The organism is Salinigranum salinum (assembly GCF_009176545.1).
Taxonomy (GTDB): Archaea; Halobacteriota; Halobacteria; order Halobacteriales; family Haloferacaceae; genus Salinigranum; species Salinigranum salinum.
Map to the genome: position 1 here is coordinate 632772 of NZ_VTOJ01000001.1, position 16765 is coordinate 649536.

Below are 16765 nucleotides of genomic sequence, written 5' to 3' on the forward strand. Positions count from 1 at the left end.
TTCGCCACACGTGCTCCCTGGTGCGTTCACGTCGGCGCACCGATTCACTCGTTCCGACCCGGTTGCGACGGTCGACTCACAGGGCCTGCTCGAGGCTCGTCGCCACGTTCCGTGCTTTCTCGGCCAGCTCGTCGGTCACCTCGCCCGCCTCGACCGCCGCGTCGAGTTCGTCGTCGTCGACCCGCTCGACGGTCCCGTCGGCGTGTTTGATCACGTCGACGTGGAGGTCGACGTACCGTATCGTGTCCGGAAAGCACTCGACGGACGTGCAGACGTTGACGTACGTCCCCTTCACGTCGTCGTCGGCGCTCCGATAGACGGTCGGATACCACCAGCGTCCCTCGCGGAACTTCGTGAGCGCGACGTCCCCACGCTCGCGGGGTACGCCCAGCGCGTCGTACGTCCCGCCGCCGCTGAGTTCGCGTCGGACGGCGACCGTCCCGTCGGGGTCGTGCTCCACCACCTCACCACGACCGAGCGTGATGAGCCGTCCGTCGGGCTTGCCGTGCCCGATGGCGACCGTGTCGCCCTCGACGGGGCCGAACTGCCGGGTGACGACGTCGAACGGGAACTCGCCTTGGGGTGCGCACAGTGCCTCAACGAAGTCGACGCCAGCGCTCGCCCGGTCGGACGTGGTCTTGATCCGGTGGTGTCCCGGCATGGTCGTCGTCACCTCGCGTCGGCGGTCGTCGAGCGCGAAGCGCGACTCGCGACCGAACCACACCCACGCCGTCGCCGCGGGTGCGACGCGACGCCCGGGGTCGCCGACCGACCCGTCGCGGTGGGCGTCGAGCGCCTCGGCGCGTTCGACTGCTCGTTCGAGCGCGCTGCGGAGCGTCTCCATGTCCGCGTCCGTCGCGGCGTGTCGCCAGCGGATGCCCCACCCTTCAGGCGTGTCGACGCCGAGCAGGTCTGTCATCCCGGCGAGCTCGCGTCCCGCGGCGTCGTCGCGCGTGTCGACGCTCACTCCCTCGCGGCCGGCAACGAGCGTCGCCAGCCCCGTCCCCGCCTCCAGCGTCGTCCCGAGTTCGGCCCGTCGGTCGCGCCACGGGGGGTTGTCGGTGCGGACCTGTACCCGGAGGTCGTCGCCCTCGTCGACGTGTTCGTCGGTCGCGTCGTACGGGAGGTATCCGTCTCGGTCGCCGAGCTCACACACCGCACCTCGCCCCCGCGTCTCGACCACGCGGGCGTCGAACACGGCCCCCACGGGTGTGGGCGACGACCACACGAACGTGTCGGTTCCGACTCGTAGATCGTCCGCGACCGCGGTGACAGTCTCTGGTTCGCCGGAGACGCCGACGCCCTGCCGGTCGTCCGTAGTCTCGATGGCCACGTCGTGGTCGTCGTCGTCGAACGACGCGTCGAATCGGCGACGGATGGGCGGTGACGCCTGCACGACGTCGTGCCCGCCGCTCAGCAGCACGTGGGTGAGTGCCGTCGCGTAGACGCCTCGTACCCGGGCCGTCATAGGGCAGTCGGGTCCCGAACGAACCTGACGCGGGCGTTGACCGTCCCGCCGAGCGTGAGTTCGACTTTCTCCTCGGTGAGCGGTCGCCCGCCCTCGACGGGGATGCCCCACGAGTCGAACCGGAGGTAGCCGCGGATCTCCGAGCCGTGCGTATAGAGGTCGAGATACTCGACGGTGTGTTCCTGCGTGTCTCCCTCGCTGTGGGCCATCTCCATGTCCGAGTAGAACGCCCCGCCGCCGTCGAAGAACGCCTCAAGCGTCTCCGCGTCACTGTTCGCGGCCTCGGCGATCGCCTTCGAGGCCGCCCGGATGTCCGAACGCGAGAGGCCGACGTCGCGGAGCGCCGCCTGTGTCCGCTGGTCGAAGTGCATACTACACTCGTCCGTGGGCCGCAGGGGTCTTCAACGCTTCAGCCTCGGCCGTCGGGCACCGGTCCGCTCGCTCGTCCGCGGGTCGTGTCTCGCTTCCACACGCGACAGGTGACAAGACATTAAACTACTCCGCCTCTGCTACGAGTATGAGCGACAGAGTTGACCCCGTCCAGTCCGCCTCGGACGACGGTGTCGACCTCTACGACGTTTCGACGTGGGAGGAACGGACGTCGCTGGACGGGCTCGCGGTCGCCATCTACCGGCTCATCGTCGGAACTGCGCGCGTCGGCGTCGTGCTCCTCGCGTTTCTGATCCTGCTGGCGATCGGCGGGCTCGCCGCGCTGACCGATCCACAGATCGGCGTCCTCACGCTCCTCTCGGCGATTCCGGCGCTCGGACTCGCGGCGTACGTCTGGTACAGCGACGTGACGACGAGCGAGCCGCTGTCGTTGCTGGTCGCCACGTTCCTCCTGGGCGTGCTGACCGCGAACTTCGCGGCCGTCCTCAACTCGGTCGCACAGCCGACGTTCCAGGCGCTCGGCTTCCTCGGTTCGGTCGCCTTCTTCTTCGTCGTGGTCGGCCCGGTCGAGGAGAGCGTCAAACTGCTGGCGGTTCGCCTGCACGCGTACCGCCGCGACGAGTTCGATGCCGTCGTCGACGGTGCCGTCTACGGCGCGATGGCCGGCCTCGGCTTCGCCACCATCGAGAACTCCCTGTTCATCACGCGCAATATCGGAATGACGGGCGAGATCGATCTGGGGCTCGGTCTCATCGGGATGGGCGGCGGTATCACTGCCATTCGCGCGCTGGCGGGGCCCGGTCACGTCATCTACTCGGCCATCGCGGGCTACTATCTCGGACTGGCGAAGTTCAACCGCGCTCACGCTGGCCCTATCGTGATCAAGGGGCTCATCATCGCGTCGCTCATCCACGCGACGTACAACTCCACCGTCGGCATCGGGTCCGGGATCATCGCGGCGGTGACCGGGCTGCCCGGGCTCGCGGCCTTCTTCGCGTACGTCATCCTCTTCGACGGCATCTTCGGGCTGTTCCTCATCAGGAAGATCAAACGCTACCGCGACGCCTACCGGCGCGCCCACACCGCCGACACGAGTCACGAGGAGACGCTCCAGTCCGAGCGTACCGAGTTCGAGTGACGCGGACGTCTCGTCCGGGTCGGCTCCCTTCTGAGTTTTTGCTGCCCTGCTCGAGCACTCCGCCGTCGTCACTCGGTCGGGTCGCTCGGCCGGTCGATGCGTTCGAGGTACCCGTCGAGCATCGATTCGACGTACTTCGCCACGACGTCGACCTCGACGTGGACGGGGTCGCCGGGGGACTTCTCGGAGAGCGACGTCAGGTCGTACGTCGTGGGGATGATCGCGACGTCGAACGTCTCGGCGTCGCATGCGGCGACGGTCAACGAGATGCCGTCGAGCGCGACCGACCCTTTCGCGACGACGTACCGCTCGATCTCCGATGGGAGTGCGAACGTGTACCGCCAGTCCTCCCCGACGCGCTCGACCGCTTCGACCGTGGCGGTCGTGTCGACGTGGCCCTGCACGAGGTGACCGTCGAACCGTCCGTCGGCGGCGAGCGCGCGTTCGAGGTTGACGACGTCGCCGTCGACCACGCTCCCGAGATACGTCCTGGCGACGGTCTCGCTCGCGAGGAAGACCTCGAAGGCGTCGTCGTCGAACCGCTCGACGGTGAGACAGACGCCGCTGACGTTGATCGACTGGCCGTGGTGGAGGTCGTCGAAGTCGTGTGAGACGCGGAGTCGTCGACCGTCCTCGGTCTCCGTGACCGACCGAACCGTCCCCGTCGTCTCGACGATGCCGGTGAACATACCCGGGGTTGGGGGTCGGGTGGGAAACGGGTTTCCCTCCCGTGTCCCGGTGGCACCCGATTGTCGGTCGGTTTCGGAACCGCCAGCGTCGGTTCGACCTCGTGGCGGCCTCTCCGCGTCACCGCAGAGCCACCACGTCCTCGTCCGGACCGTACGTTTTTGCCACCTGCCTCGCGACGGTGTGTATGACACTGGCTACGCGCCTCCGGAACAGCTTCATCGCGGGACTCTTTCTCGTCGCGCCGCTCGCCGTGACGCTGTTCGTGCTCCAGTTCGTCTTCGACTGGGTCACGACGACTATTCGGCCGGTCGTCCGGCAGGTGCAACCCTTCCTCGCGACGACGCTCAACTACTCGGGTGATCTCGTCCTCGTCGCACAGGTCCTCTCGGCGCTCCTGATCGCGCTCACGATCACATTCGTCGGCTATCTCGCCTCGAAGAGCGTCGGCCAGCAGCTCTTCGGGGGGTTCGAGCGGGGAATCCGGCTCATCCCGCTCGTTCGGACCATCTACTTCGGCGTCCGACAGGTCTCGGAGTCGCTCACGGAGTCGACCGAGAGCTACGACCGGGTCGTCCTCGTCGAGTACCCCCGCGAGCGCCACTGGATGCTCGGCTTCGTCACGAACGGGAGTCCCAAGAGCGTCAATCGGGCGACCGACGAGGAGCTCTACACGGTGTTCATCCCGCACAGCCCCAACCCGACGGTCGGGAAACTCATGATGGTCCCCGAGGAGGAGATGTGGGAACTCGACATGAGCGTCCGACGCGGATTCCGCATCATCGTCACGACGGGACTGAGCGCCGACGACATCGAGGACGACCTCCCCGCGGGCGTCATCGACGACGCGTCGCTCGCGACACAGCGCTGACGGATCGGGCCGGTCGACGGTCAGCGTGTGTGTCTGACTGAAGCGATGTGGTCCCTCCGCCGGTCTACCAGCCCGTCCCTCGCTCACGACGTCTCACACGCCCCACAGCACGACGATGCCGAGCGTGGTCACGACCGTCAACAGTGCCTGCAACGGCGCACCGACGCGGACGTAGTCGGTGAACCGGTAGCCGCCGGGGCCGTACACCATGAGGTTCGTCTGGTAGCCGACGGGCGTCATGAACGCGGTCGACGCGGCGAACGTGACGGCGAGGACGAACGCGAACGGGTTCGCGCCGATCCCCCCGGCGGTGTCGACCGCGATCGGGACCAGCAACACGACGCTGGCGACCGGGGTGATGACGTTCGCCAGCAGCCCCGTGAGGAGGTAGAAGGCTCCCAGCATGGCGACCGCCGGGAGGACGGTCGACAGCGTGACGACCCCCGCGGCGAGGACCGCGACGCCGCCGGTCTCCTGCATCGCCAGCCCCAGCGGGATCACGCCCGCGAGGAGGAAGATCACGTTCCAGTTGACCGCGTCGTAGGCGTCCGTCGGCGAGAGCACCCCGGTGACGACCATCGCCACGACGCCGCCGAGCGCCGAGATGACGATCGGGACGGCCCCGACGGCGGCGAGACCGATGACCCCGGCGACGATCACGAGCGCCGGGAGCGTCGTCGGAGCGAGTTCGCGCTCGCGTTCGCGCTGAACGAGGTCTTTGATCTCCCCCGTGACGACGAACTCGTCCGATTCGAGCAGGTAGTCGACGGTCTCGTCGGTCGTCTGCATCAGGAGGGAGTCGTACGCCTCGATCGGCGTCGCGCCGAAGTTCTCGCGGACGAGTTCGCCGGTCCGGCGGCGAACGGCGATGACCGTCGCGTCGTACCGCTCGCGGATCCGTGCCCCGCCGATGGTGTCGCCGACGACCGACGACTCCGCCGGGACGACCAGTTCGACGAGCGTCCCCTCGGTGGGGTTGTCGAGTTCGTCGTCGCCGACCGTCGCCCGGGGGAGGTAGCGGAGGTCGACGAGGTCACAGAACCGCTTGATCTCGTCGGGTGCGCCGCGGACCGTGAGGATGTCGCGTGCCTCCAGTTCCCGGTCGGTGTCGACCGCGATGAAGTGCTGGTCGCCGCGGACGACGTCGAGGATGTCGATGTCGAGGTCGCGTGCGGCGTCAGTGACGACGTCGGCGGCGGGGACGCCGACGAGCGGCGACCGCGACGGGACGAGGACGCGCGCGAGGTACTCGTCGACCTCGTACTGCTCCGTGCGCCCGCCGGGCTTCACCCGCGCCGGGGTGAGCGCCTTCCCGACGGTGAGCAGGTAGGCACTCCCGACGACGAGCACCACGGCGCCGAGCGCGGTGAACTCGAACATGCCGAACGGGTGATCGATGAGCGACGCCGAGAGGTCGCTCGCCACGAGGTTTCCCGCCGTCCCGATGAGCGTCAGCGTCCCGCCGAGCATCGACGCGTACGACAGCGGCAGGAGCAGTTTCGACGGCGACACCCCCGCCTCCTCGGCCAGATCCGTCACCATCGGGATGAACACCGCGACGACCGGCGTGTTGTTGATGACGCCCGCGATGGGGCCCGTGAGCCCGACGATCGCCACGAGGAGCCGGTTCTCGCTGCCGCGGGTGACGTGGGCGACCTCCGCGCCGAGTCGACGGACGACCCCCGTCTCTTGGATGCCCTTCGAGAGGATGTACATCGCCAGGATCGTCACCGTCGCCGTGTTCGAGAAGCCGGACAGTCCCTCCTGAGGTGAGATCCCCGTCCACGGCCCGAGGACGACGAGCACGACGACGAGCCCGATGGCGACGATGTCCGGCGAGACCACTTCGCTCACGAACAGCAGCACCGTCACGGCGATGAGTCCGAACACCAGTGCCGTCTCCACCGGGAGCCCTAGGATCATCTCGTGTGCCCCTCTCTGGGGGACGTGGCTTAGCTGTTCGCCCGGTCGAGGAAGCCGCAGTCCGTGTCACGAACCGTCGAGACGCCGCGTTTTTACCCCCTGCTCGCCAAGCCGCCCTCATGGCGATGGGTATCACGGAGTCGATCACGCTGGCGGCGAGTCTCGTCTTCGCCCTTCCGCTCGGGGTCTTCGCACTCACGACGCTACTCGACGGCAATACGTTCCTCGGGGCCGTCCTCCTCGTCGTCGCCGTGCTGATGGTCGTCCTCCCGCGTCGGCTCACGACCCCGGCCGACGTCCCCGCCGCCGTCGCCGAGAAGGCCGTCGGTAAGGCGGTCAAAGTCCCCGACGAGGACGAGGAGTGAGCCGCCGTCCTCGGCGTCCGTGATACGGTCGCTGCTCTCCAGTGACCCGATCGGCGCGTCCCGTGCGCCGGTCATCGCTCGACCGCTCGGTGCGCCGCCGCGACCGACACCGACTCCGGAAGCGACACGAGTCGCTCGACCCCATCGTCGAGGAGGTACGTCTCCACCCACGTCACCGCGTCCGCGCGTCGCTCCTCGCCGACGGTTCCGTCGGCTGCCCGCGTCACGGTCGCGGCGACGACGACCGCCTGGCCCGGTTCGATCGTATCGTCGCCGCGAGGGCGTTCCCGCTCGGCGAGGCCGACGCCGTGGACCGCGACCGAAGGATCCTCGAACCCGTACGCCGCCAGCTCCGCGCGCAGTTCGGTCACGACGCTCCCGGCCGTCTCCGTCTCCCCGTCGAGCGCTGCCGCGAGCCGGCCGCGAGCGGAACCGTGTGCGGCTCGCAGTGCCACGTGGGCCCGGCGTTCCCAGCCACCGTCACCGTCGACGACGAGGGTCCACGTGGCGCGAACGCGCGTCCCCACCGGTCCGCGCGGTCGGCAGTCGACCATGATCGGTCGGTCCCGGACGAGCGCCCCCTCCGACGGGCCCGCGCCGTACACCCGCGTCTCGCCCGCGTCGACGCCCGCGCGGGCGAGGGTGACCGCCACGCGTCGTCGCAGTCGCGTCGCCGTCAGCGGGTCAGCGTCGTCCGTTCCGTCTCCGGTCTCGCGTCTCGTCCCGCCGTCGTCGTCGCCCGTGTCGACCCGGAGCGTCCCGTCGGCCGCGACGCTCGCGCCCGCGAGCAGGTCGACCGTGGCCTCGACGCCGGCCGTCGTCGCCGCTCCCACGTGCGAGAGGGCTTCTCCTTCGGCGGCCGTCTTCACCGACCGCGCCTCGGCGAGCGCCGTCGTCGACGCGACCTCGAACCCCGCTCGTTCGAGGAACAGCGCCGCGTCGTAACGGATGCCGCGGGGCGCGAGCACCGTCCCGGTCTCGGCCACCTCGCCGACGACCCGTGCGACGGCACTGGCCGGGTCGTGCACCGTCCGAACCGCGAGTCGGTCGTCGCGGGGAGGTTCCCCCGGCCGGTCGTCGTCGACGAGAGACACCGCTCGCTCCGGCGTGACGACGACGGCCTCGCTCCCGAAGACGGCACCGTCGGCGTCCGTGCCGGCGTGGACGAAGGCGACGGCGTCGGTCGAGTCGAGGCGATCACGGACCCGCTGGAGGGCGCGCTCGGCGCGACTCGTCCGAACGCGGCGTTCGAGTGGCGTCACGTCCACACGACGGGCGCCTCAGGGCTCCGGCGCAGCCGGCTCCTGTGCGGCCTCGAGGAGTTCCTCCAGGGACTCGTCCCTGAGTTCGTTGTGGAGGAGCACGCTCACCGGGAGCGTGGGAGCCCCGTCGACGAGGTTCTCGAGGACCACGAGTCGCTCGCGGGCCCGCGACATCCCGACGTAGAAGACGCGGCGTTCGTTGTCGGTCAGGATGGGCACCGGGCTCGTCGTCGAGGTGAACGACTCGATGCCGTGGGCGGCGAGTTCGTCGTCGGAGACGGAGGCGGCCATCTGCTCGACCACCTTCTCGGTGAGGTCGGTCGAGACGAACACGTGGTCGGCCTCGCGACCCTTCGCGGAGTGGATGGTGCCGAGGCGGACGCGGTTGGGGTCCATCCCCTGGTACGGCCCGTCGAAGTACGCCGAGATGGATTTGCGCTGGAAGCTGGTCACCTTGCGGACCATGTCCGACGCCGAGGCGCCGTCGGGGACGAACGGGGCGAGGTTCCGGATCTCGTCGGATTCGATCTCGATGGCGGCGAGGTCGTCCGTCTCCGACGCCTCCTCGACCTCGTCGACGAGGTCGTACAGGTCGTCGCGTTCGTTCGAGCCGAACGCCGACTCCTGAAGCATGTCGGCCAGGCGTCTCGCTTCCAGTCCCGTGATCGGGTCGTCCTCGGCGAGTTTCTCGACGGCGCGGACGTAGTCGGCGAGGCGGTCGGTCCACATCCGCTGGTCGGTCATCACCGAGAAGGGCATCCCCAGCGGGAGGAACTCGTCGATGAACTGGAACATCTGGTAGCGCGCCCTGAACAGGACCATCACCGTCCCCTCGTCCTGTTCGACGGTGTAGCGGACGTTCCGCGCGAGGTCGAGCATCGAGGGGTTGAAGACGCCCTCGACTCTCCCACCCTCTTTCCGGGGCTTGAGATCCTTCTCCTGGCGCTTCTCGATGTGGCGGATCTCCCGGTTGACGACGTTGAGGATCTTGGAGGGGAGTCGGTAGGAGTTCGGGAGGACGACGTCCTCGTTGCGCGGCGTGTCGAGGAGGAGATCGGGGTCGGCACCCTGCCACGCGTACACCACCTGGTCGTCGTCGCCGGCGATGAGCACCGTCTTCATGTGCGGCTTCCACTCCTCGTACACGTCGTACTGGAGGGTGGTGATGTCCTGGAACTCGTCGATGACCAGGTAGTCGACGTGTGGGACGAGCGAGCGCTGCTTCACGCGCTCGAGCATGTCCGCGAAGCCGACGAGACCGTTGTCGCCCTTGTACGAGCGCCACGCGCGGATGGTCTCGGGGATGTCGACGCGGTCGTCGCTCGACGGCCACGTCGGGGTGTACTTGTTGCCCTCCTGTGCGTTGGGGTCGATCTCCGGGGGGAGGCGGACCTCGTCGACGTTCCACTGGAAGGGGACGTCGTACCAGTCGGCGACGTCTCGTCTCGTTCGTTGGAGCCACTGCGACGTGGCGATGATCTTGTTCCCGAGCGTCGTCGACCGCGCGGTGCGGCGTCCGCCGCTCTTGTACTCGTCCTCGTACTCGACGCCGTACTCCTCACAGAACGCCTGCTTGTCCTTCTCGCCCACGACGTCGCCACGCGAGAGGTTCAACAGCTCGTACGCCTTCGCGTGCATCGTGCTCACGTTGCCTTTCAGCGCGCGTGGCGTCGTGTCGAGCCGATCGGCGAGGCGTTCGCGGATCTCCGCGGCGGCGGCACGCGTGTACGACACGACGAGCACGTCCGAGACCTCGATGTCGTCTTCCTCGAGGAGGGTCTCGACGCGGTCGAGGAGGGCGGTCGTCTTCCCGCTCCCGGGGCCACCGAACAGCCGGGTCACGGTAACGTCTTCGCTCATTGTACGCGTCCACGCCCCGCTGGTTCATAAACGACGTGCCTCGTCGCATCAGCAGGCTGAACAGTACGTGGCGTGGTGGCCTGCACTGTCGGACGGCCGGTCGCGGCGGTTGTGCGGCTAGTCGGTGGCGGCCGTGCGACCGCTCGTCGGCGAGTAACGGAGCAGAGTGTGATCGATCGACGACGCCCGCCTCAGGTGTTCGGGTTCCAGCCGCAGACCGAACACTGGCTGGCCGACGTGTCGTGCAGTGCGCCGCAGTCGGGGCACTGGAGCTTGTTATAGGATCGATCCCAGCGTACGGGTGTTGTGTCGTGACCGCGCTCGGCGAGGAACTGGTCGAACAACTCGTCGTCGTTCATGCTGGGTTCGGCTGCCATACAGGTCGTGATACGGGATACCGTTACTTATGTTTACTGTTACCATGGGGATATTTGACACGTTCTCCACGGAAGTACTGTCTGGGAATGAGTACGGTCTGGGAGACCTTCCGCACGATCCCGTTCGTGTCGTACGTCGGAGACGGACCGCAGTCGGCCGTACGTGAGCGACCTCAGACCGAGTCGAGGTCGTACAGCGCGCCGTACTTCGCCGTGACGTAGTCGGTGAACGCCGCCGCCGAGAAGTCCTCGCCCGTGGCCTCGCGCACGAGATCGTTCGTCTCGTAGCGCTGCCCGTGCCGGTGGACGTGTTCGCGGAGCCACTCACGCAGCGGATCGAACTCACCCGCCCGGATCCGTGCGTCGACGTCGTCGAGGTCGGCGGCGGCCGCGTCGAACAGCTGAGCCGCCATCGCGCTCCCGAGCGAGTACGTCGGGAAGTAGCCGAACGAACCGTGCGACCAGTGGATGTCCTGCAGACAGCCCTCGGCGTCGGTCTCGGGGCGGATCCCCAGATACTCCTCCATCTTGTCGTTCCACACCGCGGGCACCTCGTCGACCGAGAGGTCGCCCGCGATCAGCGCGCGCTCGATCTCGAACCGGAGCACGATGTGGAGGTGGTAGGTGAGTTCGTCCGCCTCCACCCGGATGAGGTTGTCCTCGTACACCTGGTTGACCGACTCGTACGCCTCCCGCGGCGTCACGCCGTCGAGCCCCGGGAAGTGCTCCGTCATGGTGGGGAGGAACCGCTCCCAGAACGCCTGTGAGCGGCCGACGTGGTTCTCCCACAGCCGCGACTGCGACTCGTGGACCGACAGCCCGCGGTGTTCGCCCAGCGGGGTGGCGTACGCCTCGTCCGGGAGCCCGAGCGTGTACGTCGCGTGGCCGAATTCGTGAATCGACGACGTGATCGAGCCGATGGGGTCGGACTCGTCGAACCGGGTCGTCACCCGGGCGTCGAACTGTGTCCCCGTCGAGAAGGGGTGCGAGGAGGTGTCGAGTCGGCCGCGCTCCCACGGGTAGCCCAGCGTCGTGAGCGCCTCGCGGGCCACCGCCTCCTGCGTGTCGGTGTCGAACGTCCCGGCGAAGGCGTCGGTCGTGATCGGCGTCTCCGACGCGCGGATCTCCTCGATCATCGGGACGAGCGTCTCGCGGATCTCGGTGAGGATTTCCTCGGCCCGGTCGAGCGAGAGACAGGGTTCGTAGTCGGCGAACAACACCGCGTAGGGGTCGGCGTCGGGGTCGATGTGCTCGGCGTACTGCCGCTTGAGCTCGACCAGCTCCTCGACGTGTGGGGCGAACGCGTCCCAGTCGTCGTCGGCTTTGGCCTGTTCCCAGACGGGCAGCGCCTCGGACGTCTTCTGGGAGATGCGCTCGACCAGCTCGGTCGGGACGCGGACGGCCCGCTCGTAGTCGCGGCGCACCTCGCGGACCACCGCCGCCTGCTCGGAGGAGAGCTCCCGCGATTCGAGATCGTCGAGGAGCGCACCCATCTCGTCGTCGGTGAGCAGGTCGTGGTGGACTGCGGAGAGCGCCGACAGCTGCTGTGAGCGCGCCGGTGTACCCGCCTCGGGCATCATCACCTGCTGGTCCCACGAGAGGAGCATCGACGCCGCCGAGACGTTGTTGAGCCGTTTTACCTTCGAGAGGAGCGTCTCGTAGGCGTCTGGGGTCTCTGCCGTGGAGGATTCGGTCGCCATACCGGACCCAGGGCACGGGGCCTTATGAATTGTCGAGGCCGTCGCTTCCGTGTGGTGCCGCATCCGTGAGACGATCTCACAGGTATCGAACTCGTGGGACGATCTCATCGGTGTCGGACCCGCGGCGTGATCGTCCTTCTCGGCGTCTCGTGACCGTCGTCACCCGAGGTCGGCCATCGACTCGGCCACGCCGCGGTAGATCCGGTAACACCGGTCCAGTACGGCCAGACTCACCGACTCCTCGGCCGTGTGCGCCTCGCCCGGTTCGGCGGCGCCACAGACGACGCAGGTCGTTCCCGCGTCCGCGAGCCACCCCGCGTCCGTGGCGTGCGGTTTCACGACGTGTTCTGGCTCTCCCTCCTGCGCCGCAGCTGCCGCGTCGAGCACGAGGTCGGCGAACGCGGCGTCGTCACAGGCCATCGGGAGGAGGTCCTGGTCGATGCGCCACTCCACGCCCTCGATCGCCTCGACGTGCTCCAGCGGTGCGCGCTCGCCCGGGACGGTCCGCTCGTCGACGGTCACCTCACACTCCTCGGGGATGACGTTCCAGGCCGTCCCGCCCTCGATCTCGGTGACGGCGACGCTGCCCTCGAGCTCGAAGCCGAGCACTTCGCTCGCGGGGAAGTCGAGTGACCGAACGACGTCGACCGCGTCGCAGGCGCGGTAGACGGCATTTTCGCCCGACTCGGGCTCGCTCGCGTGGGCCGTCTCGCCGCGAGCGACGAGCGTGCTCCCCCGGCGACCCTTGTGAGCCACGGCGACGTCCGTGACGCCCGGCGCGGAGTAGCCAGTCGACCCCTCGCCGACCACGGCGTAGTCGACGTCGAACCCCTCGTCCAGCGCCGCGCGGGCGCCGACGCCGCCCTGCTCCTCGCCGACGAACGAGACGAACAGGAGCGTCCGGTCGCTCCCGGTGACGGAGGCGTCCCGGAACGCACACATCGACGCTGCGACGGCACCCTTCATGTCGGCCGTCCCTCGACCGTAGAGGCGGCCGTCGCGCTCCTCGACGAGGTAGTCGCCGTCGCCCTCGACCTGTGCGGCCGCGGGCGGGACGACGTCGTGGTGGCCCACGAGCGCGAGCGAGACGTCGGGGTCGTCGGGGCCGCGGCGGGCGATCACGTTCCCCGCCCCGTCCCGCGTCACGTCGGCGTCCGTCTCCGCCCGGAGCCACCGCTCGATCGCGTCGCCCGCGGTGGCTTCGTCGTCGTGGCTGGGGATCGAGACGAGGTCGCGCGTGACCGTTTCGATCTCGGCTGACGGCGTGTGCATGGCTCCCCTCCGCGCCGACCGTGGAAAACTCCGGCTATCCGACCCCGGCGCGCCGGTCGTGCGGGGTTCCGTCCCAGCAGGGCGGGACACCGACAGTCGATCCGTCCGGAACCGCCGCGCGGCCGTGCCTCGCCTCAGTCGCCACGCTCGTCGGCCGCGTCGCCGTCGGTGGTCCCCTCGCCGTCGACCGACCCGCTCTCGTCGCGGTCGACGACGTCGACGCCGACGAACTCGAACCGTGCACCGCCGTCGCGTCCCTCCGTGACGCGGACGTCCCACCCGTGGTCGTCGGCGATCCGCCCGACGATGTCGAGCCCCAGTCCCGTCCCCGACGAGGCCGTCGAGTACCCCGGTTCGAAGACTCGCTCCCGGTCGTCGGGCGGGATGCCGGAGCCGTCGTCCTCGACGAAGAACCCCGGTTCGTCCGCCAGCGGCCCGACGCGGATCTCGACGTCGACAGCCGCCGCCCCGTCGACCCCGCGCCCGTGAGTGGTCTGCCCGTTCGTCGCGCCGTCGGTGCTGGACTCGTCGAACCGGGTCCGACTGGCCGCAGGGCCGTGTCCTGCGCTCTCTCCACGCACCCGCGAGCGGGGAGTCGTCGAGCCGTGCTCGACGCTGTCACCGGATCGCGTCGCCGTCCGGTTGCTCGTCGAGCCGTGCTCGACGGAGTCGTCGGCTTCCAGCCGACTGTTCGTGGAACCGTGTTCCACGCTATTCCGAAACAGGTTCTCGAACAGTCGCTGGAGGCGGTCGCGGTCGGCCTCGAACCGGAGGTCGGCGGTCACGCTGACCCGTTCGTCGTCGCTCCGCCAGCAGTCCCCGACGGTCCGTTCGAGCGAGACGGTCGCCGGGTCCTCGACGTCGCCACCGCTCGCGAACGAGAGCACGTCCTCGACGATCCGTTCCATCCGGTCGAGTGCCGCCTCGGCCGTGTCGAGCTGTTCGGTCGGCTCCCCGTCGGCCGCCCGGGCGAGTCCGACGTTCCCCTGGGCGATGTTGAGCGGTCCCCGGAGGTCGTGCGAGACGACGGAGGCGAACTCCTCCAGCCGACGGTTCTGTCGCTCGAGTTCGCGTTTCGCGGCCTTCTGCGCCGTCGTGTCGCGAACGACGCAGATCAGTCCGCCGTTGGGTAACCCCGTCAGCGAGACCTCCTGTGGGAACGTCGTCCCGTCCGCCCGTCGCCCGACGGCCTCCCCCCGCCACCGTCCGTCCGCTTCGACCGCGGGAAACGCCTCGTGCTCGATCCGCCTGCGCTCGTCGGGATCGTAGAGACAGCGCCACGACCGTCCGACCAGGGTCTCGCTGTCCACGTAGCCGTACAGCGTCGCGTGGGCCTCGTTGACGTAGTCGAACGTCCCGTCGTCGTCGAGGATCGCCATCCCGTCCATCGACGCCTCCATCGCCTCCGCCTGCGTCACCACCGCCCGTGCCCGTCGTCGTTCCGTCACGTCGACGAAGAGCGTGAGCGTCCCGACCGGATCGCCGTCCGCGTCGTACCGGGGTACCGCACGGAGCAGCGTCTCGATGACCTCGCCGTCGGCTGTCACCAGCTGCCGTTCCTCGCTGGTGAACTCCCCGCCGAGCGCACGGGCGAATCCTCCCTCGTCGAGCAGTTTCGCGGCCGAATCGGCCGTGTACAGCTCCGCGAGCGGCACCCCCACGACGTCCTCGCGGTCGTACCCCAGCCGCTCGAGGAACCGCTGGTTGCAGCCGCTCACGATCGGGACGCCGTCTTCCTCGCGCGTCATGGCGTACATCACCGGCGCGGTCTCGAAGAGGTCCTGGTACTGCCGTTCGAGGTGTTTCTGGACGCGAATGGCGTCGATCGCGTGCCCGACCGCCTCGCCCAGGTCGCGCAGCAGGACACACTCCCTGTCGTCGAACGCGTCGGGGCAGTCGGCGTAGACGGCTAACACGCCGTAGGTCGCCCCGTCGTGTACCAGCGGCACGCCCGCGACCGACTGGAACCCCCGGTCGAGCGCCCGGTCGCGCCACGGCGCGAACGACGGGTCGTCTCGAACGTCCTGGGCGACGCTCACTCGCCGCTCGCGGATCGCTGTCCCCGCCGGTCCTCGACCCGTCGGGCTGTCGTCGGTCGTGACCGTGATCTCCTCGAGATACCCCTGGTCGACGCCGGCGGAGGTCCGGGGCACGATCCGTCCGCTGGACTCGTCGGTCCCGTCGACCTCACCGATCCACGCGAACCGGTAGGGTTCGGAGGCGGCGATCCGATCACACACCGCCTGTTCGATCTCCTCGCGGGAGGTGGCGCCGACGAGTGCACGGATGACGTCGCGGACGAGCTCTCCCACCCGGCGGTGGTGTGCCGCCTCCCGTTCGGCCCGCGACTGCGCGACGGCGTTCCGGATCCGGTTCGCGAGGATGGTGTACCGCTCCCGACCCCCTCGTTTCTGGAGGTAGTCGGTGACGCCCGCCGAGATCGCCTCGCTCGCGATCTCCTCGCTCCCCTTCCCGGTGACGAGTACGAACGGGACGTCGGGGAACCGCTCGCGCACGGCGTCGAGGAACTCCAGTCCGTCCATGCCGGGCATGTCGTAATCCGAGACGACGCAGTCGAACGGCTCCGCGGCGAGCCGGTCGAGCCCGTCGACCGCCCGTTCCTCGACCACGACGTCGAATCGCTCACTCTCGCGGGTGAGAAACTCGGACGCCAGCGTCGCGAAGTCGCGTTCGTCGTCCACGTAGAGGATTCGAACCGAATCGCCCCTCTCGGCGCTCGGTTCCCCCCGGCCGACCATTTGACGCAGATCACCTCTCCTCGGCTAAAGAAGTTCGTCCCCCGAGATCAGAACTGATACCTACTTCGGGGGCGACACGTTCTCACGGATCGAGCGAGTCGTCGACGGCGTCGAGGAACGACCGGACGCCCGGGAACGCGTCGGCGTCGAGGCTGGCCGACACGCCCCGTCCCGGCTCGTCGACGACTCGCACGACGACGCCGTCGGCGAACAGCCTGACGCTCCCTCGAACGTGCCCGAGCGGGTTGCGGCCCTCCCACTCACGGTCGATAGAGGCGAAGACGTCGTCGTGGCCCACCTCGGCTGCGACCTCTCGAACCGGCGAGTCGTACCGGGCGCTGACGTCGTCGCGGACGTAGTGGACGTCGAGCACCGGCTCCGCGTCGGTGTCGTAGACGAGGACCGCACGGAGTGCCCCGCCGAACTCGCGGCGGACGGCGGCGGTGACCGCGTCGGCTACCTCCGTCAGGTCGTGGTTCGATCCTTCGGTCGGCTCGTCCCCGTCCGAGGTCATGTGAGGAGGTACCACGACGAACCGGGTAGGTCTTCTGCCCGTCTTCGCGACCCGGTCCGATCCCCCACCCAGTTCGCCTTCGTCCGTCTCGTTCGCTTCATCCCCCGATTCACCTTCGTCCGTCTCGCTCGCTTCATCGCCCCGATTCGTCCCGTTGCCCGGCTCACCCCGCCCGTCTC

Annotated in this window: 14 protein-coding genes; 3 read left to right on the plus strand and 11 right to left on the minus strand. The window is 68.8% G+C overall.

The window, feature by feature from the left end:
• Nucleotides 1-76: 76 nt before the first annotated feature.
• Nucleotides 77-1468 carry a DUF402 domain-containing protein gene (locus FZP69_RS03000; RefSeq protein WP_152039896.1) on the minus strand — a complete coding sequence of 464 codons (1392 nt, stop codon included), beginning with the start codon at nucleotides 1466-1468 and terminating at the stop codon, nucleotides 77-79.
• Complete coding sequence (locus tag FZP69_RS03005; protein ID WP_152039897.1) at nucleotides 1465-1839, minus strand: DUF7532 family protein; 375 nt, start codon at nucleotides 1837-1839, stop codon at nucleotides 1465-1467. The genes FZP69_RS03000 and FZP69_RS03005 overlap by 4 nt, the downstream gene beginning before the upstream one ends.
• A gap of 146 nt (nucleotides 1840-1985) precedes the next feature.
• On the opposite strand from FZP69_RS03005, the gene FZP69_RS03010 reads away from it, so the two are divergent.
• On the plus strand, nucleotides 1986-2996 hold the full coding sequence (locus FZP69_RS03010) for a PrsW family intramembrane metalloprotease (RefSeq protein WP_152039898.1): 1011 nt from the start codon (nucleotides 1986-1988) through the stop codon (nucleotides 2994-2996).
• Between the two features lie 68 nt (nucleotides 2997-3064).
• Here FZP69_RS03010 and FZP69_RS03015 read toward each other — a convergent pair whose 3' ends face one another.
• Nucleotides 3065-3685 (minus strand): riboflavin synthase, encoded by a 621-nt coding sequence (locus tag FZP69_RS03015; RefSeq protein WP_152039899.1) that lies wholly within the window; start codon nucleotides 3683-3685, stop codon nucleotides 3065-3067.
• A 185-nt stretch (nucleotides 3686-3870) separates the two neighbouring features.
• Between FZP69_RS03015 and FZP69_RS03020 the strand changes: the two genes are divergently transcribed.
• Nucleotides 3871-4554 (plus strand): DUF502 domain-containing protein, encoded by a 684-nt coding sequence (locus FZP69_RS03020; protein ID WP_152039900.1) that lies wholly within the window; start codon nucleotides 3871-3873, stop codon nucleotides 4552-4554.
• Nucleotides 4555-4647: 93 nt separating this feature from the next.
• Here the strand turns inward: FZP69_RS03020 and FZP69_RS03025 are convergent, their stop codons facing one another.
• Nucleotides 4648-6477: an SLC13 family permease gene (locus FZP69_RS03025; RefSeq protein WP_152039901.1), complete on the minus strand. Its 1830-nt coding sequence runs from the start codon at nucleotides 6475-6477 to the stop codon at nucleotides 4648-4650.
• Nucleotides 6478-6596: 119 nt separating this feature from the next.
• On the opposite strand from FZP69_RS03025, the gene FZP69_RS22330 reads away from it, so the two are divergent.
• On the plus strand, nucleotides 6597-6842 hold the full coding sequence (locus FZP69_RS22330) for a DUF7533 family protein (protein ID WP_192918438.1): 246 nt from the start codon (nucleotides 6597-6599) through the stop codon (nucleotides 6840-6842).
• A gap of 71 nt (nucleotides 6843-6913) precedes the next feature.
• On the opposite strand, the gene FZP69_RS03035 is transcribed toward FZP69_RS22330, so the two are convergent.
• The 7 genes from FZP69_RS03035 to FZP69_RS03065 all read right to left on the minus strand — a co-directional run bounded on the left by FZP69_RS03035 (nucleotide 6914) and on the right by FZP69_RS03065 (nucleotide 16586).
• Entirely contained in the window at nucleotides 6914-8110 is a 1197-nt protein-coding gene (locus FZP69_RS03035) for a Xaa-Pro aminopeptidase (RefSeq protein ID WP_152039903.1), read from the minus strand.
• 12 nt (nucleotides 8111-8122) lie between these two features.
• Complete coding sequence (locus tag FZP69_RS03040; protein WP_152039904.1) at nucleotides 8123-9964, minus strand: UvrD-helicase domain-containing protein; 1842 nt, start codon at nucleotides 9962-9964, stop codon at nucleotides 8123-8125.
• Nucleotides 9965-10155: 191 nt separating this feature from the next.
• Nucleotides 10156-10341: an HVO_0416 family zinc finger protein gene (locus tag FZP69_RS03045; protein ID WP_152039905.1), complete on the minus strand. Its 186-nt coding sequence runs from the start codon at nucleotides 10339-10341 to the stop codon at nucleotides 10156-10158.
• A 173-nt stretch (nucleotides 10342-10514) separates the two neighbouring features.
• Nucleotides 10515-12041, minus strand: coding sequence for a carboxypeptidase M32 (locus FZP69_RS03050; protein WP_152039906.1), 1527 nt, complete (start codon nucleotides 12039-12041; stop codon nucleotides 10515-10517).
• Nucleotides 12042-12200: 159 nt separating this feature from the next.
• On the minus strand, nucleotides 12201-13313 hold the full coding sequence (locus tag FZP69_RS03055; RefSeq protein ID WP_152039907.1) for a M20 family metallopeptidase: 1113 nt from the start codon (nucleotides 13311-13313) through the stop codon (nucleotides 12201-12203).
• Nucleotides 13314-13447: 134 nt separating this feature from the next.
• A complete protein-coding gene (locus FZP69_RS03060; RefSeq protein ID WP_152039908.1) occupies nucleotides 13448-16072 on the minus strand; it encodes a PAS domain S-box protein in 2625 nt (874 codons plus the stop codon).
• 82 nt (nucleotides 16073-16154) lie between these two features.
• Entirely contained in the window at nucleotides 16155-16586 is a 432-nt protein-coding gene (locus FZP69_RS03065) for a hypothetical protein (RefSeq protein WP_152039909.1), read from the minus strand.
• Between the last annotated feature and the right edge of the window lie 179 nt (nucleotides 16587-16765).